Here is a 25,698-nt window from a genome sequence, read left to right on the forward strand (position 1 = left end):
GTACGCGGTGTCGGTTCCGGTGGGTGGTCATGTGGGGCTGCCGAACTCACGCTGGATCAGTTCGAGCATCTCGTCGGCGGTCGCCAGGTCCAGCCCGGCGTCGAGGTCGGCGTCGGGTTCGGGCCCGACGTTGGTACGACTCCACTTGTCGAGCAGGCCGCGCAGTCGCGCGGTGATGCCGTCCCGCTCGTCCTGGTCCGGAGCGACGCCGAACAGGAGGGCTTCCAGCCGGTCGATCTCGCTCGCCACGCTGGGGCGTTCCCGCTCGCCGGCCACCTGCGGCGCCAGGTACGCGGCGAGCGCGCCCGGCGTGGGATGGTCGAACACCAGCGTCGCCGGGAGCGGGAGTCCGGCGGCGGCGCCGAGCCGGTTGCGCAGTTCGACAGCGAGCAGCGAGTCGAATCCGAGGTCCCGGAAGGCCGACGCCGGGTCGATCCGGGCCGGGTCGCGGTGCCGCAGGACCGCGGCCGTCTCGGCGCGGACCAGGTCGAGGATCACCCGGTCGCGGTCGGCGGCGGCGGCGAGGCGGGCGCGTAGCCGCTCGGCCGGGGAATCCGGGCCGCTGTCGCCGGTGGACGGCAGGTCGGTGAGTTCGGCGAGCAGCCGGTTGGGCCGGCCCGGCCCGGTGGCCGCCGCGAACGCGGTCCAGTCGACGTCGCCCACGACGACCGCCGGGCGGTCGCCGACCACGGCGGCGCCGAAGGCCGCCATCGCCCGGCCGGCGGCCAGCGGCGTCAGGCCGAGGGCGCGGTGCCGGCCGGCGAGCGCGGGCCCGGCGGCGAGCCCGCCGTCCGCCCACGGTCCCCAGGCCAGCGCGGTCGCGGGCAGGCCACGGGCGCGCCGGTCGCCGGCCAGCGCGTCGAGGTAGCTGTTGGCCGCCGCGTAGTTCGCCTGCCCCGGGTTGCCGACCGCGCCGGCCATCGAGGAGTAGAGCACGAACATCCGCAGCGGACGGCCGGCGGTGAGGGCGTCGAGGTGTGCCGCCGGGAGGGTCTTGGCGTGCAGCACCGCGGCCAGTTGGTCGAGGGTGAGTGTCTCCAGCGGGCTGTCGGCGGTCACCCCGGCGGTGTGCACGACACCGTCGAGGGGGTGCTCGGCGGGGATGGCGTCGATGGCGGCGGCCAGGTCGGTGCGCGACGCCACGTCGCAGGCCCGCACCGTGACCGTGGTGCCGGCCGCGGTCAGCTCGCGGACGAGTTCGGCGGCGCCGGGCGCGTCCGGGCCGCGCCGGGAGAGCAGGAGCAGGTGGGGTACGCCCCGGGCGGCGAGCCAGCGGGCGGCGTGGGCACCGAGCGCGCCGGTGCCGCCGGTGATCAGCACGGTGCCGGTCGGGATGGTCGGCTCGGCCGCGTCGGCCGGCGGGGTGACCGGGCGCAGCCGGCGGGCGAGGATGCCGGCCGGCCGGAGCGCGAGTTGGTCCTCGTCCGCGTCGTCGAGCGCGGCGGCCAGCCGGCGCCGGTCGGTCTCGTCGAGGTGCTGCGGCACGTCGACGAGACCGCCCCAGTGTCGGGGCAGTTCCATGGCGGCGACCCGGCCGAGGCCCCACAGGTGGGCCTGGACGGCGTTCACCCCGTCGGCGGCGCAGGTGGCGACCGCGTTGCGGGTGAGGCACCAGAGTTTCGCCGGCCCCGGCAGGTCGGTGACCGCCTGGGCGAGCGCCACGGTGGCGGCGAGACCGGCCGGCACGTCCGGCTGGCCCGGGTGCGGCGTGGTGTCCAGCCCGAGCAGCGACAGCACGCGCAGCGGCCCGGTGCCGGTGGCCGTGGTGAGCAGAGCGGTGAAGTCGGCGCGACCGGCGGTGCCGTCGACGGTGACGGTCCGGGCGGTGGGGAAGGCGGCGACGATGTCGGCGCAGTCGACGCCGTCGGGCAGCACCAGCAGCCAGGTGCCGGCCGGCGGGGCGGTGGGTTCGGCGACCGGGATCCAGGCCTCGGCATAGCACCGGTCGTCGTCGCCCTCGTGGGCCGGCGTCCGGGGCCAGTAGCGGGTGCGGTCGAACGCGTACGTGGGCAGGTCCAGCGGGTGTTCGGGGCGGCCGACGACGGCGGTCCAGTCGATCGGCGCGCCCAGGGTCCACAGCCGGCCGGCGGCTTCCAGCAGCGTCGTGGCCTCGTCGCGGTCCTTGCGCAGCGCCGGCACGTAGGTCAGTGCCGGCGCGGCCGTCGCGGACAGCACACCCGCCGGCCCGACCTCCAGGCACCGGGTCACCCCGTGCTCCGCGAGCCACGTCATGCCGTCGTCGAACCGCACCGCCTCCCGCACGTGCCGCACCCAGTAGCCGGCAGTGAACTCCGGCACCGGCTCCCCGGTCAGGTTCGACACCACCGGGATGCGCGGCGCGGCGAAGTCGAGGTGCCCGATCGCGGCGGCGAACTCGTCGAGCATCGGCTCCATCAACGCCGAGTGGAACGCGTGCGAGACGGTGAGCCGGGTCGCCTTCGCGAACCGCGCCGCCAGCGCGTCGACCGCCTCCACCGGGCCGGAGACCACCACCGACGTCGGCCCGTTCACCGCCGCCACGTCCACCCGCTCGGCCCACTGGCTCCCCGCCTCGGCCGCCCGCGCCGCCAGCACCGCGCGCACGTCGGCCTCGGACGCCTGGATCGCCAGCATCGCCCCACCCGCCGGCAACGCCTGCATCAACCGACCCCGCGCCGCCACCAACGCCACCGCGTCGTCCAGCGACATCACCCCCGCCACGTGCGCGGCAGCGACCTCCCCGATCGAATGACCCAACAGAAAGTCCGGCCTGATGCCCCACGACCCCAGCAGCCGGAACAACGCCACCTCGACCGCGAACAACCCCGCCTGCGCAAAGACCGTCCGATGAACCGCCTCGGAATCGATCGCCTCCCGCAACGGCACATCCAACACCTGGTCGAAGCGGGCACAGATCGCATCGAACGCGTCGGCGAACACCGGAAACCGCGCCGCCAGACCCGAACCCATCCCGACCCGCTGCGCGCCCTGACCGGTGAACAGCAACGCCAGGCCGCCCGGCGACGCGACCCCGGAGATCATCGGTTCCGGTTCGGCGAGGGCGGCGGCGAAGCGTTCCGCCGTGTCCGCGACGACGACCGCGCGGTGCTCCAAGGTGGCCCGGGTGGCGGCGAGCGCCCGCGCGACGTCGGCCGGATCGGCCGACGGCGCGTACCCGGCGAGTCGCCGCGCCTGGCCGCGCAGGCCGGCGGCGGTGCGCGCGGAGAACGCCCACGCGACCGGCCCGGCCGGCCCGGCCGGCGCGGGCGCCGCGGCGGCCGGCGTCGCCTCCTCCAGGATCACGTGGGCGTTGGTGCCGCTGAGCCCGAACGAGGACACCCCGGCCCGGCGGGTCCGCCCGGGGCGGGCCCAGCCCCGGGCCTCGGTCAGCACCCGCACCGCGCCGGCCGACCAGTCGACCGCGGCGGACGGCGCGTCCACGTGCAGCGTGGCCGGCAGCACGCCGTGCCGCATCGCCAGCACCATCTTGATCACTCCCGCGACGCCGGCGGCGGCCTGGGTGTGCCCGATGTTCGACTTCACCGAGCCCAGCCACAACGGCCGGTCCGCCGGCCGGTCCTGCCCGTAGGTCGCCAGCAACGCCTGGGCCTCGATCGGATCGCCCAGCCGGGTCCCGGTGCCGTGCGCCTCGACCGCGTCCACGTCGGCCGGCGTCAGGCCGGCGTTCGTCAGGGCCTGCCGGATGACCCGCTGCTGCGCGGGGCCGTTCGGGGCGGTGAGCCCGTTCGACGCGCCGTCCTGATTGACCGCGCTGCCCCTCAACACGGCCAGCGGCTCCCGGCCGTGCTCCCGCGCCACTGAACGGCGCTCCAGCAGCAGGACGCCGACGCCCTCGCCCCAGCCGGTGCCGTCCGCCGCGTCGGCGAACGCCTTGCAACGGCCGTCCGGGGCGAGGCCGCCCTGCCTGTCGAACTCGTCGAAGGCGCCCGGGGTGGACATCACGGTGACCCCGGCGGCCAGGGCGGCGTGGCATTCCCCGGCCCGGATCGCCTGCGCCGCCAAATGCATCGCGACCAGCGACGACGAGCACGCGGTGTCCACGGTGACCGCCGGGCCTTCCAGGCCGAAGGCGTACGAGACCCGCCCGGACAGGATGGCGGCGGCGTTCCCGGTGGCGGTGTGCGACTCGACGTCGGCGCCACCGGCGGCGGCCAGCACCGCCGGATAGTCCTGACCGTTGGTGCCGGCGAACACGCCGATCCGGGCGCCGTGCACCGATCGCGGGTCGATGCCGGCGCGCTCGAAGGTCTCCCAGACCGATTCGAGCAGCAGTCGTTGCTGCGGGTCCATGGCGAGGGCCTCGCGCGGGGACACGCCGAACAGGGCGGCGTCGAAGTCGGCGGCGTCGGCGAGGAACCCGCCGACGAAGCCCGCTCCGGGTCGCCAGCCCCGGTCGGCCGGCGGCTCGGTGAGTCCGTCGACGCCGTCGCGCACGAGCGCCCACAGGTCTTCCGGGGTGCCGACGCCACCGGGGAAGCGGCAGGCCATCGCGCTGACGACGACCGGGTCGTCGTCGTCCGCGACCGGCCGGGCGGCCTCGGCCGGCTCGTCGGCACCGCCGCCGAGCAGCGCCGCCAGGTGGTCGGCCAGCACGGCCGGAGTGGGGTGGTCGAAGACGAGCGTGAGCGGCAACCGCAGGCCGGTGTCGGCGACGAGCGCGTTGCGCAGCTCGATCGCGGTCAGCGAGTCGAACCCCATGTCGTGGAAGGCGCGGCCGGTGTCGATCGCGTCGGGCATCGGGTGCCGCAGCACGGCGGCCGTCCGGGTCCGGACCAGGTCGAGCAGGGCGCGTCGCCGGTCGGCGGCGGTCAGCGTGGTGAGGTCGGCCGGCGCGGCGGTCGCGGCCGGCGGCTCGGCCAGCGAGCGCGTCGACGCGCTCGCCCGGGTCGGGGCGAACCGGGTCCAGTCGACGTCCGCGACCACGATCGTGGGGTCCTGGCACCGCAGCGCGGTGTCGAGCGCGTCGAGGGCGGTCGGCACCGGCATCGGTGACAGTCCGGCCCGGCGCAGCCGCTCCCCCACGTCCCCGGCGGCCATGCCCGCGGCGCCGGCGGCCGTCGCCTGGGGCCCCGGGACGTCGGCGGCCCAGGGGCCCCAGGCGACGGCCGTGGCCGGGAGCCCGGCGGCGTGCCGCCGCGCGGCGATCGCGTCGAGGCGGGCGTTCGCCGCCGCGTAACCGGCCTGGCCGGCGTTGCCGACGCTGCCCGCGAACGAGGAGAACAACACGAACATGTCCAGCGGCAGGTCGCGGGTCAGCTCGTCGAGGTGGACCGCCGCCACCGCCTTCGCCCGCAGGGCGGCGTCGAGCTGCGCCACGGTGAGCGACAGGAAGGTGGCATCGTCGACCACGCCGGCGGCGTGCACGACGCCGGTCAGTGGCCGCTCGGCGGGGATCGCCGCCAGCACGGCCGCGAGCGCGTCGCGGTCGCCGGCGTCGCAGGCGACGACGGTCGCCTCGCTGCCCCGCTCCGCCAGGTCCGCGACCAGTTCGGCGGCGCCGGGCGCGTCCGGGCCGCGCCGGGAGAGCAGCAGCAGACGCGGTACGCCGCGGGCGGCGAGCCGGCGGGCGACGTGCGCGCCCAGCGCGCCGGTGCCGCCGGTCACCAGGACGGTGCCGGTGGCGGCCGGAGGGGCCGGCGTGGCGGCCGGGGCGGGGGCGCGTACCAGCCGGCGGCCGAACACGCCGGACGTCCGGACGGCGGCCTGGTCCTCAGCGCCCGCGGCGAGGACCGACGCGAGACGTTGCCCGGCCCGTTCGTCCACCACGGCCGGCAGGTCGACGACGCCGCCCCAGGTGACGGGTTGTTCGATGGCTGCGACCCGGGCCAGCCCCCACACCGTGGCCGGCACGTCGGCGCGCAGCGGGTCGGACCGTCCGACCGAGACCGCGCCCCGGGTCAGGCACCACACCGGCGCGTCGATCCCGGCCGCCGCGAGCGCCTGGATGCCCGTCACGGTCAGGGCCAGCCCGGACGGTACGGCGGTGAGGTCCGGCAGCGGGTCCTCGGCGAGCCCGGTGAGCAGCACGACACCGGCGAGGGCGGTGCCGTCGAGGTCGTGGAGGCGTTCGGTCAGGTCGTGCGGCGTGGACACCGCGACGTCCAGAACGTCGGCGCCCTGGCCGCGCAGCGCGTCGAGGACGGATCCGGCCGGCGTGCCCGCGGCGACGACGGCGAGCCAGCGGCCGGGGAGCCGGGCCGGGGGCAGGTTGAGCGGGGTCCAGCTCTCCCGGTAGCGCAGCCCGTCGACGAGTGTGGCGCAACGCTGGTCCCGGCGCCAGGCGGCCAGCGCGGGCAGCACCGAGCCGAGCGTGTCGGAGGTGACGTTCAGGTCACCGGCGAGTTGGGCGACGTCGCCGCGGTCGACCGCGGCCCAGAAGCGCGCCTCGCCGGGGGCGTCGGGCGGAGTCGGTGCGGCGGTCGACGGCGCCGGCCAGTAGGACCGCCGCTGGAACGGGTAGGTGGGCAGGTCGACGTGTCCCGCCGGCGGCAGGATCGCCGCCCAGTCCACCGACACCCCGACGGTCCACAGCCGCCCGGCGGCGGCCAGCAACGCGGTGACCTCGTCGCGGTCCTTGCGCAACGCCGGCACACAGGTCAACTCCGGGGCGGCCGTCGCCGACAACACACCCGCCGGTCCGACCTCCAGGCACCGGGTCACCCCGTGCTCCGCGAGCCAGGACATGCCGTCGTGGAAGCGCACCGCCTCCCGCACGTGCCGCACCCAGTAGTCGACGGTGAACTCCTCGACCGGCTCACCGGTCAGGTTCGACACCACCGGGATGCGCGGCGCGGCGAAGTCGACGTGCCCGATCGCCGCGGCGAACTCGGCCAGCATCGGCTCCATCAACGACGAGTGGAACGCGTGCGACACCGTCAGGCGCGTCGCCTTCGCGAACCGCGACGCCAGCTCCTCGATCGTCTCCACCAGCCCGGACAGCACCACCGACGTCGGCCCGTTCACCGCCGCCACGTCCACCCGGTCGGCCCACCGGCTCCCCGCCTCGGCCGCCCGCGCCGCCAGCACCGCGCGCACGTCGGCCTCGGACGCCTGCACCGCCAGCATCGCCCCACCGGACGGCAGCGCCTGCATCAACCGACCGCGAGCGGCGACCAGCGTGACCGCGTCGTCCAGCGACATCACCCCGGCGACGTGCGCGGCGGCGATCTCACCGATCGAGTGACCCAACAGGTAGTCCGGGGCGACCCCCCACGACTCCAGCAACCGGAACAACGCGACCTCGACCGCGAACAACCCCGCCTGCGCGTGCACCGTCCGATGGATCGCCTCGGAACTAAGGGCCTCCCGCAGGCCCTCGAACCGGTCCACGATCGCGTCGAACACCTCCGCGAACACCGGGAACCGCCCCGCCAACCCGACACCCATCCCGACCCGCTGCGCGCCCTGACCGGTGAACAGGAACGCCAGCGCGCCCGGCGTGACGACCCCGGTCTCGGCCCCGTCGCCGACCAGCACGGCCCGATGGTCGAAGACGACCCGCGAGCGGATCAACGCCGCACCGGCCCGCGCCGGATCCAGGTCCGGCCGCTCGGCGAGGAAGTCCCGGATCCGCTCGATCTGGGCCCGCATCGCCGCGGCGTCGGGCGCCGAGAGCACCAACGGCACCGGCCCGCCGGCCCGCACCGGCTCGGCCGTGACGACGGCCGGCGGCGCCTCCAGCACGACGTGCGCGTTGGTCCCGCTGATCCCGAACGAGGACACCCCGGCCCGCCGGGCCCGGCCGGTCTCCGGCCACGCACACGGCTCGCGCAGCAGCTCGACCGCGCCGCCGGCCCAGTCGACGTGCGGCGTCGGCTCGTCGACGTGCAGCGTCCGGGGCAGGAGCCCGTGCCGCATGGCCAGCACCATCTTGATGATCCCGCCGACGCCCGCGGCAGCCTGGCTGTGGCCGATGTTCGACTTCAGCGAGCCGAGCCGCAGCGGACGGTCGGCGGGACGGTTCCGCCCGTACGCCGCGATGATCGCCTCGGCCTCGATCGGGTCGCCGAGCGTCGTTCCGGTGCCGTGCGCCTCGACCGCGTCGACGTCCCGCGGCTCCAGCCCGGCCGCCTCCAGCGCGGCGGCGATCAGGCGTTGCTGGGACAGGCCGTTCGGGGCGGTCAGCCCGTTCGAGGCGCCGTCCTGGTTGACCGCGCTGCCGCGGACCACCGCCAGGATCGGGTGCCCGTTGCGCTGGGCGTCGGAGAGCCGTTCGAGCACCAGCAGCCCCGCCCCCTCCGACCAGCCGGTGCCGTCGGCGGCGGCGGCGAACGACTTGCACCGGCCGTCGGGGGCGAGACCGCGCTGCCGGCTGAAGTCGACGAACGTGCCCGGCGTCGCCATCACGGTGACGCCGCCGGCCAGCGCCGTCGTGCACTCGCCCCGGCGCAGCGCCTCCGCGGCCAGGTGCACGGCCACCAGCGACGACGAGCAGGCCGTGTCCACGGTGACCGCCGGGCCTTCGAGGCCGAACGTGTACGCGACCCGACCCGAGACGACGCCGCCGGCGACACCGATCGCGGCGTACCCGTCGAGGTCCGGGGTGTCCGAGCCGGCGAGCAGCGTCTGGTAGTCGTGGTACATGACGCCGGTGAACACGCCGGCCCGGGTGCCGCGCACGGTGCGCGCGTCGATGCCGGCCGACTCGAACGCCTCCCAGGCCGTTTCGAGCAGGATCCGCTGCTGCGGGTCCATCGCCAGGGCCTCACGCGGCGAGATGCCGAAGAACTCCGCGTCGAACGCGTCGGCGTCGTGCAGGAAACCGCCCTCGGTGGCGTACGTGGTGCCCGGCCGGTCGGGGTCGGGGTCGTAGAGCGCGTCGGTGTCCCAGTTCCGGTTGGCCGGGAACCCGGTGACCGCGTCCCCGCCCTCGGCGACCAGCCGCCACAACTCGTCCGGCCCGGTCACCCCGCCCGGGTAGCGGCAGCTCATCCCAATGATCGCGATCGGCTCGCCGGCCGCCGCCACGACCGGGGTCGCGGCCGGGGCCGACGACACGGCCGGCGCGCCCAGGCGCTCGGCGAGGTAGTCGGCGACGGCGTTCGGGGTGGGATAGGTGAACACCAGGGTCGCGGGCAGGCTGAGCCCGGTCGCCCGGGCCAGCCGGTTGCGCAGCTCGACCGCGGTGAGCGACTCGAAGCCGAGGTCGGCGTGCACCCGGTCCGGGTCGACGGCCGCCGGCGACGCGTGCCCGAGGACCGCCGCCGCCTCGGCGCGTACCAGATCGAGCAGCCGACGACGGCGCTCGGCCGGGTCGTCCGCGGTGAACGCCGGGGACGCCCCGGTCGCGGCGGCCCGCCGGGTCGGCTGCCGGACCAGGCCGCGCAGCAGGGCCGGGACGGGTTCACCGCGGGTGCCGATCCGGGCCGCCACCGCGTGCGCCGGGCCGGACCGCAGCACGGCGTCGAAGAGCGCCAGGCCGTCCTCGGTGGACAGCGTGCCGCCGAGCCGGGTGACGTCGCGGCCGGTGAGCTGCCCGGTCATCGCGGACGTCTCGGCCCAGAGCCCCCAGCCGATCGAGGTGCCGGCCAACCCCTGGCCTCGCCGCAGTGCGGCGAGGCCGTCGAGGAAGCCGTTGGCGGCCGCGTAGTTGGCCTGCCCGGCGGTGCCCAGCGTCGCGGCGACGGACGAGAACATCACGAAGAAGTCCAGGTCCGTCCCCGCCGTCAGCTCGTGCAGGTGCAGCGCGGCGTCGGCCTTGCCGCCGAGCACCCGGTCCAGCCGGTCGGCGGTCATCGCGGTCAGCACGCCGTCGTCGAGCGTGCCGGCGCAGTGCACCACGCCGGTGAGGTCGATCCCGGCGATCACGGCGGTCAGCGCGGCCCGGTCGGCGGCGTCGCAGGCGACCACCGTGGCCTCGGCCCCGAGGGCGCCCAGCCGCTCGACCAGTCCGGCCGCGTCCGGCGCCGCCACGCCCCGACGGCTGGTCAGCACCAGCCGGCGTACGCCGTGGGCGGTGACCAACCGCTCGGCGACAAGCGCGCCCAGCACGCCGGTGCCGCCGGTGACGAGCACCGTGCCGCCGGTGGCGGGCGTGTCCTCGGCGGCGGTGACGGCCAGCCGGGTCAACCGCGGCACGTGGGCGACGCCGTCGCGCAGGGCGACCTGCGGTTCGTCCGCGGGCAGCGGCTGCCCGCCGAGGTCGCCGTCGGTGTCGACGAGCAGCAGGCGCCCGGGGTGTTCGGTCTGCGCCGACCGCACCAGCCCCCAGACCGCCGCGCCGGCCGGGTCGGTGACCGGGCCGCCGACCGGCACCGCGCCGTTCGTCACGATCACCAGCGGCTCGTCGCGGTCACCGCCGACGTGCTCCTGGATCGCGGTGAGGACCCGGGCGAGTCGCTCCCGCAGCGGACCGTCGGCCCACAGCACCGTCCCGGCGGCCACGGTGGCCGGGGCGTCCGACGGCGTCCAGCGCACCTCGAACAACGCCTCGCGCAGCGCCGAGGCGGCGGCGGTGAGCGCCGCCGGCGACACCGGGCGGAAGGTGAGCGCGTCGACCTCGGCGACCGGCGCGCCGGCGGCGTCGGCGAGCGACACCGCGACGGTGTCCGCGTCGACCGGGCTGATCCGGGCCCGCAGCCGGGTCGCGCCGGTGGCGTACAGTCGCACGCCGGACCAGGCGAAGGGCAGCACGGCGCCGTCGAAGGCCAGCAGCGCGCCGTGCAGGGCCGCGTCGAGCAGCGCGGGGTGCAGCCCGAACCGGTCGAGTCCGGCGGCGGCCCCGGCCGGCAGCTCCACCTCGGCGTACGTGTCGTCGCCGGCGCGCCAGGCCCGGCGCAGCCCGCGGAACGCCGGGCCGTATCCGTAACCGGCGGCGGCCCGCTCGGCGTAGAAGTCGCTCAGATCCAGCTCGTCCGCGCCGGCCGGCGGCCACGCGGTCAGCCCGGCGTCGCCCGGCGGGCCCGGTTCGGCCACCGTGCCGGTGGCGTGCACCGTCCAGTCCGGCCCGTCCGGCGCCCGCGAGGCGATCCGGAGCGCGCCGTCCTCGACGATCACCTGGATCGCGACGTCGCCGGTGGCCGGCAGGACCAGCGGGGCCTGCAGGGTCAGCTCGCCGAGGCCGGGCACGGCCTGCAACGCGATCTCGGCGAACGCCGCCCCCGGCAGCAGGGTCTGCCCGAGCACCGCGTGGTCGGCCAGCCAGGGCAGGGCCGCCGTCGACAGGGTGCCGTGCCACAGGGCGCCGGCGCCGGCCAGGCTGATCGGCTCGCCGAGCAACGGACCGTGCGGCTCCAGCCAGAACCGCTGCCGTTGGAACGGGTAGGTGGGCAGCTCGCCGACTGGGCCGTCGCCGGTCACCGCCCGCCAGTCGACGTGCCCGCCGAGGGTCCACAGGTCACCGGCCGAGCGCAGCATCCGGGCCAGGCCGCCCTCGCCCCGGCGCAGCGAGCCGACGGCCACGCCGCCGCGTTCGCCGATTCCCGCGGTCAGCACCGGATGCGGGCTGACCTCGATGAACGTCCGGTGGCCGGCGGCGATCAGGCCGGTCACGACGTCGTCGAAGCGCACCGGGCGACGCAGGTTCTCGAACCAGTACGCCGCGTCCAGCTCCGCCGGGTCGATCCGCTCGCCGGCCACGGTGGAGTGCATCGACAGCGTGCCCGCCCGCGGGGTCACCCCGTCGAACGCGGCCAGCAGCTCCGCCCGCAGGCCGTCGACGTGCGCACTGTGCGAGGCGTAGTCCACCGGCACCCGCCGGCACCACACCCCCTGCTGCGCGCACCGGGCCTCGACGGCGTCCACGCCGGCCACGTCGCCGGAGAGCACCACCGACGCCGGGCCGTTGGTCGCCGCGACCGACACCCCGGCGACATCCTCGATCAGCGCGGTCACCGCAGCGGGGTCCGCGGCCACCGCGAGCATCCCACCGGTGCCGGCGATCGCCCGCAGCGCCGCCGCGCGCACCGCCACCACCCGGGCGCCGTCCGGCAGCGACAGGATCCCGGCCACCACCGCCGCCGCGATCTCGCCCTGCGAGTGCCCGACCACCCCGGCGAGCTCGACGCCGAACGTCCGCCACACCTCGGCCAGCGACACCATCACCGCCCACAGGGCCGGTTGCACCACGTCGACGCGCAGCAGCCAGCTCTCGTCGGCCGACGCCAGGACGTCGAGCAGGGACCAGTCCACGTGCGGGGCCAGGGCCGCCGCGCACTCGGCGATCCGGGCGGCGAAGACCGGCGACTCGGCCAGCAGGTCGGCGGCCATGCCGAGCCACTGGGCGCCCTGACCGGGGAAGACCAGGACGACGCCGCCGTCGGCGGGGCCCGCCGCGCCGGCCGGTTCCACCGCGGCCAGGCCGGCCAGCAGGTCGTCCCGGTCGGTGCCGACCACCACCGCCCGGTGCTCCAGCACCGCGCGCGTCGACACCAGCGCCCGGGCCACCGCGGCCAGGTCGAGTTCCGGCCGCCCGGCGACGAACCCGGCCAGTTCGCGGGCCTGCGCGGCCAGGGCCTCCGCCGACCGGCCCGACAGCGACCACGGCAGCGCCGGGCCGGCCGCCACGGGCGACGCGACGCCGGCCGCGACCGGTGCCTCCTCCACGATCACGTGCGCGTTCGTGCCGCTGATGCCGAACGAGGAGACGCCCGCGCGGCGGACCCGGCCGACCTCGGCGGCCCAGTCCCGCGGCTCGGTCAGCAGCCGCACCGCCCCGGACGACCAGTCGACGTGCGCGGACGGCGCGTCCACGTGCAGCGTCGCCGGCAGCACGCCGTGCCGCATCGCCAGCACCATCTTGATCACGCCGGCGACGCCGGCGGCGGCCTGGGTGTGTCCGAGGTTCGACTTCACCGAGCCGAGCAGCAGCGGCCGGTCCGGCGAGCGGTCCTGCCCGTAGGTCGCCAGCAACGCCTGCGCCTCGATCGGGTCGCCCAGCCGGGTTCCGGTGCCGTGCGCCTCGACCGCGTCCACGTCGGTCGGCCGCAGCCCCGCGTTGGCCAGGGCCTGGCGGATCACCCGCTGCTGCGACGGTCCGTTCGGCGCGGTCAGGCCGTTGGACGCGCCGTCGGAGTTGACCGCCGTGCCGCGCAGCACCGCGAGGACCTCGTGGCCGTTGCGGCGGGCGTCGCCGAGCCGCTCCAGCACCAGCACCCCGGCGCCCTCGCCCCAGCCGGTGCCGTCCGCGGCGTCGGCGAACGCCTTGCACCGCCCGTCCGGCGCGAGGCCACCCTGCCGGGAGAACTCGGTGAAGATGCCCGGGGTCGACATCACCGTCACGCCGCCGGCCAGGGCCAGGTCGCACTCGCCGGAGCGCAGCGCCTGCCCGGCCAGGTGCAGTGCGACGAGCGACGACGAGCACGCCGTGTCGACGGTCATCGCCGGGCCCTCCAGCCCGAGCGTGTACGCGATCCGCCCGGACGCGACGCTGATCGTGGTGCCGGTCAGCACCTGACCCTCGACCGCGCCGGACGCCTCGTGCAACCGCGGCCCGTACTCCTGGGCCATCGCGCCGACGAACACGCCGGTCGCGGTGCCGCGCAGCGAACGCGGGTCCAGCCGGGCGTGCTCCAGCGCCTCCCACGCGGTCTCCAGCAGCACCCGCTGCTGCGGGTCCATCGCCAGCGCCTCGCGCGGCGAGATGCCGAAGAAGGCCGCGTCGAAGTCGGCGGCGTCGGTCAGGAACCCGCCGGCCGAGCCGGACGGCAGGTCGACGGTCCAGCCGCGGTCGGTCGGCAGCCCGGTGACCGCGTCGACGCCGCCGGCCACCAGCCGCCAGAACTCGGCCGGGCCGTGCGCGTCGCCGGCGTACCGGCAGCCGATGCCGACCACGGCGATCGGCTCGCTGCCGGGGGCCACGGCGGCGGTGACCGGGCGGACGGCGTCGCCGGCGCCGGCGGCGCGGCTGCCCAGGTGCCGGGCCAGTCGGCGCGGTGTCGGATGGTCGTAGAGGGCGGTGGTGTCCAGCTCGACGCCGGTGGCGCCGACCAGTTGGTTGCGCAGCTCGACCGCGGTCAGCGAGTCGAAGCCGAGGCCGCGGAACGTCCGGTCGGCGTCGACGGCATCCGGCCCGGCGTGGCCGAGGATGGCCGCCGCGTGGGCGCGGACCAGGTCGAGCGGGTCCGCCGACAGCGGTGTCGCCGCGACCGGGCGGGTCGGCCGGGTGGGCAGGGTGGCCGGGTCGTCGGTGATCCAGAACCGGTCGCGCTGGAACGCGTACGTGGGCAGCGCGACCCGGGGCCCGGCCGGCGCGCCGAGCACGCTGTCCCAGTCCGGCTCGGCGCCGGAGGCCGCGAGGGTGGCGACCGAGGTGTGGAAGCGGTCCAGGCCGCCGTCGTCGCGGCGCAGCGTCGGCACCGCGACCAGGTCGAGGCCGGCCTCGGCGGCGGTGTCCCGGACGCTGTGCACCAGTGTCGGGTGCGGGCTCACCTCGACGAAGAACCGGAAGCCGTCGGCGGCCAGGCCGCGCACCGCGGCCTCCAGCTCGACGGTACGGCGCACGTTGTCGTACCAGTAGTTCGCGTCGAGTTCGGCGGTGTCGACCCAGCGGTCGAGCGCGGTGGACCAGAACGGCACCGTGCCGGTGCGCGGTCGCAGTTCGGCCAGCGCGTCGAGCAGTTCGTCGCGGCACTCGTCGACCTGCGCGGTGTGTGAGGCGAAGCCGGCCCGTACCCGGGTGGCCTGGAGGTCGTGCGCGACGCAGTGCGCGACCAGCTCGTCCAGGGCGTCGTGAGCGCCGCCCACGACCACCGCCCGCGACCCGTTGACGGCGGCGATCTCGATCCGGCCGTCCCAGCCGGCGATCAGCTCGCGCACCTCGTCGCGGGTCAGCGTCAGCGCGACCATGCCGCCGCGCCCGACGAGCCGGGTGTAGATCAGGCTGCGCAGCGCGATCACCCGGCACGCGTCGTCGAGGGTGAGCCCACCGGCCACGTACGCCGCGGTCACCTCGCCCTGGGAGCTGCCGGCGGTCGCCGCCGGCTCGACGCCGTGCGCCCGCCACATCGCGGCCAGCGCCGCGCGGACCGCGAACAGGTACGGCTGGAGCACGTCGAGGCGGTCGGCCGGGGGCGCCCCGTCGACGCCGAGCGCCACGTCCAGCAGGGACCAGTCGACGTAGGGGCGCAGGGCCCGGTCGCACGCCTCGAACTCGCGGGCGAACACCGGTGACTGGTCGAGCAGGGCCCGGGCCATGCCGTCCCACTGCGAGCCCTCGCCGGAGAACACGAACACGATCCGGCCGGGCCGGGCGGTGCCGGTGACGACGCCGGTGGCGGGCAGCCCGCCGGCCAGCGCGCCGAGCCCGTCGAGCAGCTCGGCCCGGTCCCGCCCGAGGACCGCCGCGCGGTGCTCGAAACCGGTACGGGTGTGCACCAGCGCGCGGGCGACGGCGAGGTCGCTGCGGTCCGGGTCGGCGCCGGCGGCGAGCCGGGCGGCCTGCTCGCGCAGCGCCTCCGGCGTGCGGGCCGACACCATCCAGGGCACCAGCCCGGCAGTCCCGACGCCGGCCGCCGTGCCGGGGACATCGCCGCCGGCCGCCGGGGCCGTGACCGCCCGGGCGACAGCGCCGCGATCCGCCGGGTCCGTGGTCGCGCCGACGGCCTCGCCGTGCGCCGGGTCGGTGGCCGGCGCCGGGCCTTCGGCGAGGACGACGTGGCAGTTGGTGCCGCCCATGCCGAACGAGCTGACACCGGCGACGAGCGGACCGGCGCCGGGCCACTCGCCGCGTTCCGTCTGGACCCGCAGGCCGAGCCGCCGCAGCGGGATGCTCGCCGGGGGTGCGGTGAAGTGCAGGCTGGGCGGCAGTTCGCGGTGGCTGATGGCGAGCACGGTCTTCAGCAGGCCGGCGATCCCGGCGGCGCCTTCGAGGTGACCGATGTTGGTCTTGACCGAACCGATCCGCAGCGGTTCGCCGGTGCGGCCGGCGCCGAGCACCGAGCCGAGCGCGGCGGCCTCGATCGGGTCACCGAGGGCGGTGCCGGTGCCGTGCAGCTCGACGTAGCGCACCTGGTCCGGGGCGAGGCCGCTGCGGCGGTGCGCCGCCCGCAGCACCCGCGCCTGCGCCTCCTCGACGGGGGTGACCAGGCTCTCGCCACCGCCGTCGTGGTTCACCGCGCTGCCGCGGATCACGCAGTGCACGGTGTCGCCGTCGGCCACTGCCGCGGTCAGCGGCTTGAGCACGAGCACCACGGCGCCCTCGCCGCGCACGATGCCGTTGGCGGACGCGTCGAACGCGGCACACCGCTGGTCGGGTGAGAGCGCGCCGAACGCGGAGAGCGCCAGGGTGCTCTCCGGGGCGAGGTTGAGCTGCACGCCGGCCGCCAGCGCGACGTCCGCCTCGCCGGAGCGCAGGCTCTGCACGGCGAGGTGCACGGCCACCAGCGAGGACGCCTGCCCGGCGTCGACGGTCACGCTCGGGCCGGTGAAGCGGAAGGCGTAGGACACCCGGTTGGCGATCACGCCCCGGTTCAGGCCGGTGGTGGTGTGCTGGCCGATCGGGGTGCCGCCGCCGCGCTGCGCGATGGTCGCGTAGTCGCCGCCGGTCGCCCCGGCGAACACCGCGGTGGCGCTGCCCCGCAGGTCGGCCGCGGTGATTCCGGCCCGCTCCAGTGCCTCCCAGCTCAGCTCCAGCACCAGGCGCTGCTGCGGGTCCATGGCCGCGGCCTCGCGCGGGGCGATGTCGAAGAACCCGGCGTCGAAGCGGTCGACGTCGTCGAGCCAGCCGCCCCTCGGGCGGTCCGGGCCGGCCGGCCAGCGGTCCGGCGGGGCCTCGCGGACGGCGTCGACGCCGTCGCGCAGCAGCTGCCAGAACTCGTCGGGGGAGGCAGCGCCGGGCAACCGGCACGCCAGCCCGACAACGGCGATGGGATCGTTGTCGGGGCTGCGGTTCTCGGACATCGGCGCCTCGAATTCGGTCCGGCGGACGGCAACCGTCACGGCGACGGGCGATATCCCGAACACTATGAATGCCCTGATCACGGACCAACCCCTAGGCGAGGTGGCAGCCCCTCACCGCACCGCCGAATAAGGGGGCGGGGCAGGCATCACCACGATGCCTGCCCCGCCCCCGTTCGGCGGTCGCCGGGTCAGACCGGTTCGAGCTCGCGGCCGTCGGCCGACGACGGCGCGCCGGCGCGTCCGGCCCGGTTGTTGACCTTGGTCATGATGGCCCGGGCGTACAGGGCGACGCCGGCCAGGATGCTGACCACGGCGATCGGCACGCCGTAGAGGGGCCGCACGTACATCGCCAGGAACCACGACTTGACCTGGATGTCGGCCAGGATGAACACCAGCGGGATGATCCCCTGCGGGATCAGCAGGATCGACCCGAGGCCCCAGCTCAGCCCTTCGACCGTGCCGCCCTTCCTGGCCGCCTCACCGTCGGCGGCGGCGCGGACCACTGTGGGTCGGCCGGTGCGCATGGTGTGCAGCAGGTCGGACCCGTCCGCGCTGAGCTTGCGAACCGCCGCACCGCCGAGCACCCAGGCGACGACGATGCCGGTGAGCACGCCGACCGGCACCCCGGCCCAGGTCAGCCACGGCTGGTCGAACCGGGTGCCGAGATAGACCAGGGCGAGCGCCGGCGCCGGCGGCAGCAGCCCGACCCAGAACAGGACGTTGGACTGGCCGGTGGTGTCGGCGCGCTCCAGCGGGTTGCTCGGCCGCTTGTGCGCGTCGGGGCCCGGGACCATGCCGAACACCGACGAATAGATGATCAGGCCGGCGCCGCCGCCGAGCAGCGCGGGCACCGCGGCGGCGACCCACGGCCAGGTCCAGGTCAGACCGCTCCACCAGACGAACGCGACGCTCGCCACGACGGCCGGCGGCGTGAAGACGAGCAGGTACGCCCACTGCCGGCCCCGCACGTCGGCGCGCTGGGTGCCGGTGGTCATCGTCTGCCACAGCGCCGTGCCGTCCTGGCTGTAGAGGTTGCAGGCCGAGGTGATGGCGAAGAGCGCGAGCGCCGGGCCGGCCCAGGGCAGCAGGAGCCGGGCGTCGAAGGTCAGCGGCAGCAGCACGGTGCCCAGCGCCCAGACGATCGGCACGACCGCGGTCGTGGTCCGCAACGGATCACGCCACCAGGTGCGCAGCTCCTTGCGGACGACCGCGCCGGTCGGGCCGCCGCCTACCGGGGCGCGGCCCGCGCTGCCCCGGATGGTGACCCGGGCCCGGCGCGGGTTGCCCAGCTCGACCGACCAGACGAGCAGCAGCAGCACGCAGAGCACGGCCAGGCCGGCCGGTGCGGCGAGGGCGAGCGGCCAGTCCCCGCGGCCGGCGGCGTCCACCGCCACCACGCCCCAGCTCGACGGGATCGCCCGCAGCGTGACGGTGGTGGTGTGGGAGAACCCGGTTTCGAGGATGTCGGAGTACATCACCGCCACGACGATCATCCAGCCGGACTGGGTGAGCACGAGCATCGCCGCGAACAGCACCCCGGTGATCGCCGCACCCACCCGGGACGCCGCGACCACACCGAACAGCGCGTAGACCACCCGGGACAGCAGCACCACGAAGATCAGTTGCAGGGCGGCGACCGGCACCGCCAGCAACGCCGGGACGAGACCCTGCCGCGCGGCGTACGTGATCAGGGCGAGGAAGCCCAGCGCGGTGACCGCGGTGGTGATGCCGACGAACGCCGCACCCAGCAACCCCACCGCGAGCCGGCGGCGCGGCACCGGCAGCAGCGTGAAGTGGTCGGCGCGCAGCACCGCCGAGCCGCCCCACAGCGGGCCGATCAGCCAGCCGAGCGTCCACATTGCGAACACGCCCGCCAGCAGGTCGCCCAGCACGTCGCCGTTGGGCAGGTCGACCAGGGAGAGCCAGATGGTGGCGGCGGCGAACAGCAGGCCGAATACCGCGCCGACGAGCATCCAGGCGGCCCGGCCGCCGGTCATCGAGTTCTTGATGATCGACAGCTTCATCCGGATCAGGACGCCAGCCACGACAGCCCCTTCCGGGTGTGCTCGTCGCCGCCGACCAGGCGCACGAACGTCTGCTCCAGGGTGGTGTCGCCGCGCACCTCGGCGAGTGGACCGGCCGCCACGACCTTCCCCGCGGCCATGATGGCCACGGTGTCGCACAGCTGCTCGACCAGCGGCATCACGTGGCTGGAGAGCACCACCGAGCCACCGGCGCCGACGAAGCCGATCAGGATCGCCTTGAGCGCCGCCGCGGAGACCGGGTCGACGGCCTCGAACGGCTCGTCCAGCACCAGCAGCCGGGGCCCGTGCAGCAGGGCGGTGGCGAGCCCGATCTTCTTGCGCATGCCGGTGGAGTAGTCGACGACCAGGGTGCGCTCCGCCGAGCCGAGTTCCATCACGTCGAGCAGTTCCTGGACCCGGCCGGCCAGCACGTCGGCCTCGATGCCGCGCAACTGCCCGACGTACGTCAGCAGTTCGCGTCCGGTCAGCCGCTCCGGCATGGAGAGCCCGTCGGGCAGCACACCCATCAGCGTCTTCGCCTCGACCGGGTCGGACCACACGTCCACGCCGAACACCTGCGAGGCGCCCTCGTCGGGTCGTAGCAGCCCGACGGCCATGGACAACGACGTGGTCTTGCCCGCCCCGTTCGGGCCGACCAGTCCGAAGAAGGAGCCCTGCGGCACCACCAGGTCGACGTGGTCGACAGCGGTGTTCGCGCCGAACTCCTTGTGCAGGCCGGACAGACGCAACGCCGCCGGCCGGCCATCCACATCAGGACTTTCCACTGCGGCGTACTGAGTGGTCGATGGCTCCATGATTCCCCTCGATGTCGCTAGGTGGCGGGCCCAGTTTGCCCGACTTGCGCTGCATATGGAAGCGCCTTCACACACTGTGGATCCACTGCGCTCACCCGGTGGAGAGAGGGAAGTGCAGCATGCCGTGGATGATGAACGAGTCGCGGCGTCGGGGCTCGCCCGCCACGCGCAGGTCGGGCAGACGGGTCGCGATCGCCCGGAACGCCGCCTCGGCCTCGACCCGGGCCAGCGGCGCGCCGAGACAGTAGTGGATGCCGGCCGAGAAGGACAGCGTGTCGGCGGCGCTGCGGCGGGTGATGTCGTAGCGGTGCGGGTCGTCGAAGACGGCCGGATCACGGTTGGCGGCGGCGGCGAGGATCGCGAGTTCGCCGTCGACCGGAAGGATCTCCCCGGCGAGTTCGATCTCCTGGTGGGCGACCCGGCGATACTGCTGCACCGGCGGGTCGAACCGCAACGTCTCCTCGACCACGCCCGCCGCCAGGCCCGCCGGGTCGGCGCGGAGCATGTCCCACTGCTCCGGGTTGGCGAGCAGCGCCCGCACGCCGTTGCCGATCAGGTTGACAGTGGTCTCCGAGCCGGCGAGCGGCAGGAACATGCACAGCGGCTCCAGCTCGTCCATGGTCAGCCTGCCGTCGTCGATCGCGGGCAGCATCTGGCTGATCAGGTCGTCACCGGGGTTCTCCTGCCGCAGCTTGATGATGCCGCGGAACATGTCGGTCAGCTCGTCGATCGCCAGATCCACCCCGCGCACCTTGTGGAACGAGACCACGCCGTCGAGCAGGGGCGCGATGCGCCGGCTCAGCCGCGAGAAGCGCGGCCGGAGGTCGTCCGGGATGCCGACGAGGTCGGCGATCACCGTGACCGGCAGCTTCTGCGCGAACTCGGTCATCAGGTCGAACGCGGAGCCGTCGGTGGGCAGCTCGTCGATGAACTGGGCGCAGAGCTGGTCCGCCCGGTCCCGCCACCTGCCGGCCATCCGCGGGTTGAGCGCCGGGATGGTGAGCTTGCGCAGGCGGGCGTGGTTCGGCGGGTCCAGTCCGAGTATCGAGTTGTCGAAGTTCATGAACTCCGGCACCTTCTGCCCGTCGGCCAGCCGCACCCCGAACCGGCGGTCCCGCAGCACCTTGTTGGCGATCTGGTGATCGGTCGTCACCCACGTGCCGAGCGCGCTGCGCGGCAGCGGCCCGAGCGCGCGGATCTGCTCGTAGACCGGATAGGGGTCGGCCGGCCCCCGCAGCAACCGGGCGTAGAGGTCCCCCTGGTCGGCGGCCTTCTCCAGGATGTCGTAGTAACCCGCCATCCGCGCGCGCAGCCCGGCGTCCGGAAGTGTCGTCATCACCAACCTCCAGGGGCGACTCGGTCCGAAAGCCACCATAAGGACCAACCCACCCCTAGCCGGAACCCCAGAAATCCCGCCCACGCCACGCCCGCCGGACGGCGACGGCGGGCGGGTCCGTCGAGCGGACCGGCCCGCGGTCGGGGGCCCTCGGGTCAGCAGCCGAGCCGGCGGCCGGCCAGGGCGACGTCGTCGATCCAGAGGTCGAACTCGCCCGGCGTCGTGCCGGCCTGATAGAGCTGCCAGCCGATCTTCACCGTGTCGACCGCCGGCAGGACGAAGGGCACGTCGTTGCCGCCGTGTTCGGTGGTGGAGGCGGTCAACTCCGGGTTCGCCACGCCGTCGAGCCACACCGCCACCCGGTTGTCGGTCGCGTCCAACTTCCACTCGACGCACTGCCAGGCGTCCTCGGTGACCGGGGCGGACTCTCGCCAGTTCGTCCAGTCGCCGGTCGGTCCGCCGTCCGCGCCGACACCCCAGAAGGTTCCCGGGACCGTGGGCGCGTACTGGCCGCCGACCGGCCGGACGACCTCCGCGCTGCCGGCGCCGGTCGCCTCCACCAGCGTGAAGTGTGCCCAGTCCGGGGCGGTGGGGAAGGCGTCGACGCGCAGACGCATCCGACCGTAGAGCCCGGTGGCCGGCGCGGCGACGTCGTCGACACGCAGGAAGGCGCGCCCGTTGTCGACCGTGTGCACGTGCAGCACCTGGTTGCCGCGACGGGCCCGCTCGACGGTGAGCGTGCCGCGACGGGTGTCGACCCCCCAGTTCACCGTGCTGGGCCCGCCGACGGGAAGTCGCTCGAAGTCCTCACAGAACACCAGGCCACGGTGACACGAGCGGGCGGAGGCGGCCGACGCGCCGGTCGGAACGCTGCCGGCCGCGGCACCGAGGAGCAGGGCGGCGGTGCACACCGCGAGAAAGCTACGCATGGTCGTCCTCCACGACGGCCGGCTCCCGCAGCGCGGAACCGGACCGGTTGATGCCGGGATGCTCTCGTTCGCACCGCTGGCGATCGGAGCCATTCGAGCACGACCGCGCGCGACTCCGCAACATCGACGTTCATCATCATCAGAGTTTGTCGCCCGGCGAGCGGACCCGCCGCGGCGTCCACCGCCGACACCCGGATCGAACGCCGATCCGACCCCACCGCGGTACGCCGACTGAAGGCCACGGCCGCCAGCGATCTCACCATCGGCGGTGCCAAGCTCGCGGCGCAGGCCATCCGGGCCGGGTTGGTCGACGAGTGCCAGTTGTTCGTTTTGCCCGTCGTCGTCGGCGGGGCAAGCCGGGGCTGCCGACCGGCATGCGCGTCCCAGCAGCGACGGGTCGGGCACGGGCTCCGCGACCAGGTTGTGCGGCCCGTGCTGCCTACGGGCGACCTGCCTGGGTCGAGAGGAACCGCGCCGGTGTACGGCTGCCAGAGACCTCGGTCAGGCGCCGGTGTAGGCGAAGGCGGCCCAATGCCTCGGATCGGCGTACGGACACTCGTCGAACCCGCCGGGCGGATCGATGTCGGTCAGGAGCGCGGTCAGGTCGGCCCGGGTCGCGGTGCGGAGCCAATGCTGGGCGTGGTTCAGTGCGACAGCCGGTTCGTGCCCCTCCTGGCACCACAGATGGTAGAACGCGGTCATCAGATAGGTGGTGGCGAGATCGTCGACTGACCACGCGGTCGCGATCACTCCGGCGAACCCGATCTGGATCAGGGCCGACGGAAGTCCGATCCCCTCGTTGGGTAGCGCGGAGCCGCTGATGTTGGTCTGGCAAGCGGAGAGCACGGCCAGGCGGCGTCGGCTCGGCACCAGGGTATGGCGCAGTTCCTCCAGCGTGACCTGGCGGTCGGCGAAGTACAGTCGGCTGTCCAAGATTGAGCCTGGTTCGGCGGAGCCGTGGCAGGCGAGATGCCATACGGTGTGCTCGGCGGCTGCGGTGCGGAACTCCTCCCACGTGCATGCATGGCTCGGCGACGTCGGCTTCCCCGTCCAACGACGGGTGACCTCGGTCGTCTCTCGGGTGACGTACCGCAGATGGCCGCCCGGGTGGACTCCGTAGCCGTCCGGTACGTCGATGACGAGCAGCGTCTGCTCCCGACCGACGAGTTCCCGTGCCGTATCGCGGCAGCGCCGGAGGCCGCGTGCATTCGGCGCGTAGCGGATCGCGGAGAACTGCCCGACGTGGCGCCACTCGGTGCGTTCGTCGCCGGGCGTCCCCGGCTCGCCGGCGGCGTGCAACGGCAGGAGGTTGAGCAGACCGACCGGCACCAGCGTGACAATTCGACCCCTCGCGCTCAGAAGGACAAGGTCCCGCATGCCATCGTTCCACAGGACACGGAGCGCCTCGCTCATCGGATCGTTCTTCGTCCGCCCCAGCGGTAAAATCTCGCGGGCCCGAGCGGGCTTTCCGTCCATGATCGCGAAGCGGGTGAGGCCGGTCGCAGCCTCTGTTCCGGGCAGCACCTCGCCAACGAGCCCGGCGACGGTGGCCCGGTCGAGCTTGGGCAGGTCGACGTACTGCGGGTCGTGCCGGGCGGCGACCACGAGCGCGTACCCGCCGGCCTTCGCCGCGGCGAGGTAGACCAGGGCACCATCGCCGGTCTCGGCGGTAATGGCTTCGTAGGTCACCGCGATGGCCAGCGGATCCGCCCCGGTCACCACGGCAACACGCCGGGCGACGTCCCGCAGGCAGGTCCAGGATCGCCGGAGGCCGGCGGACGAGTGGCGTGTCCGCTCATCGAAGTCCTCGGTCGCGCGTCTGTACTCGTCGGCGAGGTCTGCCCGGCCGGCGGCGTGGAGGTGATCGGACACCGCGTCGTTGTCCCGCCCGATCACCTCGGTCAGGCCGATCGCCCGCCCGGTCTCCAACGCGAGGACCGCATCCCGGTACCGCCCAGTCCGTGCCAGCCAGTATCCGGCCTCTTCGGCGTACTCCTGGGCGGCGGCCAGCACCCGCTGTTTGGCGCGAGCGCCGTATCGGGCGACGGCGTCTTGCGATGTGAGATCAACCAGTTGTTGGTACGCCTCGGCGGCGTATTCGGAATTGCCAGCGCCGACGGCCCATTCCGCCCATGCCACGGCCAGGCGGGCCCTCGCCGCCGTGCTCCACGGCGCATTGACCGAGTCGCGCCAAGCACGGTGCCGATGTTCGTTGCCGGGGCTACCGGTGAGCGCGTCCCGGGCGGCCAGCGCTTCCTGAAGCAGAAGCCGATCGTCCGCGTCGTAGCAGCGCCAATGGCGACATCTGCGGCGAATCAGCCGCACCGCCTCGCGCACGTCGGCACGTTTCTCGGCGGGCGGCGCTCCGGGCCGCAGCGCCCGCCGCAACAGCAGCCTGGCCAGACCGGCGTCAGCTGCGGTGGTGCGCCGCCACCAGCGCACACCGGCCTGCCGGCCTGCGCGACACCATGCGATGCCCTCGTCGAGGTCGTCCGGATCGATCCGTGTCAGCAGCAGGCCGACAGTGGCGAGGGCCTGCGGTTGTAGCCGTCGGGAGAGTCGGTCGGACGCCTGGGAGCAGCGCTTCAGTTCCCGCACGGCCGCCGGCAGGTCTCCGGTCACCACCTGGCGCCGGCCCCGCAGAAGGTGGATGAGACCAGGGCAGAACCCGTCGCGGTCCAGGCGTCGGATCAGCTCGTCGAGCGGGCCGGTGTCATCGTGCATCTCTGCCGTCGCGATCGCCGCGTCGGCGAGTGCCAGCGCAAGCCACGGGTCCAGGTCGGCGACGGGGGGAAGGTCCGGCGGATCGTCCGTGGCCGAGGATCTTCGGCCGAACGTCCTCGTCGAGGAGACAGGCGGCAGCCCGTCGAAGGCGACCGTGGCCGACCAGCGGGTCCGCGCGATGGCGACCCGGGCGCGATGGAGCGCACGGATCTCGGCGATGCGTCGGAAGCCGTTGTGGTGCTGCTCCATCAGAACGCCCGTGATGCGGTCCGCGACGTCCCGCATCGCATTGTGAAGTTCCACCTCCCGAGGATGGTCGATGGACGATTCGCGTTCCAGCATCACGATGCACATGGACACGAAGGTGCGCGAGATGGTCCGTCGGGTGTTGTCTTCCTCGACGTCCCGGGTGTCGATGAACGGATAGCAGTCCAGCAGATCGTCGATCGCAAGATCGAGGTCGTCGAAGGTGGCGGCGAGCTGAACCAGTTCGTACATGGTCGCCGACGTCATCCAGAAGCCGTCGGTCTCCTGCCATCGCGGCGGCCGGGCCCGGCGGTAAGCCCGCCACTCCCGGCGGGCCGCCGCGCGGTCGTCCCGGAAGTGCGCCTCCTTGTACGCCCAGACGTATTGCTCCAGCTCGGCCATCTGCCGCCGGTGCCCGTTCGGGCCGCTCAGGTGATGCCGGATCCGGTATCCCCTGGCTTCATGCGCCCACGGTTCCTCGAAGGTGGCGTCGGTCGGATGGCCACAGATTCGACACGGAAACGGCCACGACGTCGGTGCCGGCTCGTCCCCTGTCCCGCAGTCCTCGTTGTTGCACTCCCAGCCTTTCACGAGGGCCTGGGGCGGCGCGAGGTAGCCGTAGGAGGTGCGCGCTGGCCGTCGATTCATGTCTCCATGCCGTCCTCTCACCGTGTCGCCGGCACGACGAGCGTTCTTCGGTGCATCCGCCGGTCTCTGACGGACAGCGGTCCGTCAGCAAAGGGCATGGGAGTGTTCAGGCGTTCACCTCGGTCCCCGTTCCCCGATGA

At 74.7% G+C, this 25,698-nt stretch carries 6 protein-coding genes; all 6 read right to left on the reverse strand.

All coding sequences use genetic code 11. The features are described from left to right. Positions 1-27: 27 nt before the first annotated feature. Positions 28-16,875: a type I polyketide synthase gene (locus T398_RS14460; RefSeq protein ID WP_496447401.1), complete on the reverse strand. Its 16,848-nt coding sequence runs from the start codon at positions 16,873-16,875 to the stop codon at positions 28-30. A 149-nt stretch (positions 16,876-17,024) separates the two neighbouring features. After that, complete coding sequence (locus T398_RS14465; RefSeq protein ID WP_358047257.1) at positions 17,025-18,881, reverse strand: hypothetical protein; 1,857 nt, start codon at positions 18,879-18,881, stop codon at positions 17,025-17,027. Next, complete coding sequence (locus tag T398_RS14470) at positions 18,866-19,675, reverse strand: ABC transporter ATP-binding protein (RefSeq protein WP_358047254.1); 810 nt, start codon at positions 19,673-19,675, stop codon at positions 18,866-18,868. Before T398_RS14470 ends, T398_RS14465 begins: the two co-directional genes overlap by 16 nt. A 91-nt stretch (positions 19,676-19,766) precedes the next feature. Next, positions 19,767-21,011, reverse strand: coding sequence for a cytochrome P450 (locus T398_RS14475; protein WP_496447403.1), 1,245 nt, complete (start codon positions 21,009-21,011; stop codon positions 19,767-19,769). 155 nt (positions 21,012-21,166) lie between these two features. After that, positions 21,167-21,940 carry a hypothetical protein gene (locus tag T398_RS14480; RefSeq protein WP_358047248.1) on the reverse strand — a complete coding sequence of 258 codons (774 nt, stop codon included), beginning with the start codon at positions 21,938-21,940 and terminating at the stop codon, positions 21,167-21,169. 501 nt (positions 21,941-22,441) lie between these two features. Beyond that, positions 22,442-25,558, reverse strand: coding sequence for a CHAT domain-containing protein (locus tag T398_RS14485; protein WP_496447405.1), 3,117 nt, complete (start codon positions 25,556-25,558; stop codon positions 22,442-22,444). Between the last annotated feature and the right edge of the window lie 140 nt (positions 25,559-25,698).

Source organism: Salinispora goodfellowii, from assembly GCF_059570675.1.

Bases quoted from the DNA above. Each gene is read 5' to 3' on its own strand.
- T398_RS14470 (WP_358047254.1), bottom strand. From the start codon at position 19,675: ATGGAGCCATCGACCACTCAGTACGCCGCAGTGGAAAGTCCTGATGTG.
- T398_RS14475 (WP_496447403.1), bottom strand. From the start codon at position 21,011: ATGACGACACTTCCGGACGCCGGGCTGCGCGCGCGGATGGCGGGTTAC.
- T398_RS14480 (WP_358047248.1), bottom strand. From the start codon at position 21,940: ATGCGTAGCTTTCTCGCGGTGTGCACCGCCGCCCTGCTCCTCGGTGCC.
- T398_RS14485 (WP_496447405.1), bottom strand. From the start codon at position 25,558: ATGAATCGACGGCCAGCGCGCACCTCCTACGGCTACCTCGCGCCGCCC.